The sequence below is a fragment of the Streptomyces sp. NK15101 genome, from assembly GCF_020400725.1.
In the GTDB taxonomy this organism is placed as follows: Bacteria; Actinomycetota; Actinomycetes; order Streptomycetales; family Streptomycetaceae; genus Streptomyces.
In genome coordinates this window covers 1-415 of sequence record NZ_JAINVG010000222.1, presented here as the reverse complement: position 1 = coordinate 415, position 415 = coordinate 1, and the positions used below count along the sequence as shown (strand labels likewise).

The 415-nt window shown below is 66.5% G+C and carries 1 protein-coding gene; it reads left to right on the top strand.

Features of this window, described 5'->3' with window-relative positions:
- On the top strand, positions 1–415 hold a 415-nt coding region (locus K7G60_RS38710), incomplete at both ends, for a fasciclin domain-containing protein (protein ID WP_225805646.1).

Here is a 415-nt window from a genome sequence, read left to right as displayed (position 1 = left end):
AGCCCTTCGGCCCGGCCTGCGCCGGCGTGCCCAAGGAGGGCGCGGGCTCCTTCGACGGCATGGCCAAGGACCCGGTCGCCACCGCCGCGTCCAACAACCCGGCCCTGTCCACCCTGGTCACCGCGGTCAAGCAGGCCGGGCTCGTCGACACGCTCAACAGCGCCGAGAACATCACGGTCTTCGCGCCGACCAACGACGCCTTCGCGAAGATTCCGAAGGCCGATCTGGACAAGGTCCTCGCCGACAAGGACATGCTCACCAAGATCCTGACCTACCACGTCGTCGGCCAGAAGCTCACCCCGAAGCAGCTGGAGAACGGCTCCTTCGAGACCCTCCAGAAGGGCATGATCACCACCACCGGCTCGGGCGAGTCCTACAAGGTCAACGACACCGCGAAGGTGGTCTGCGGCAACGT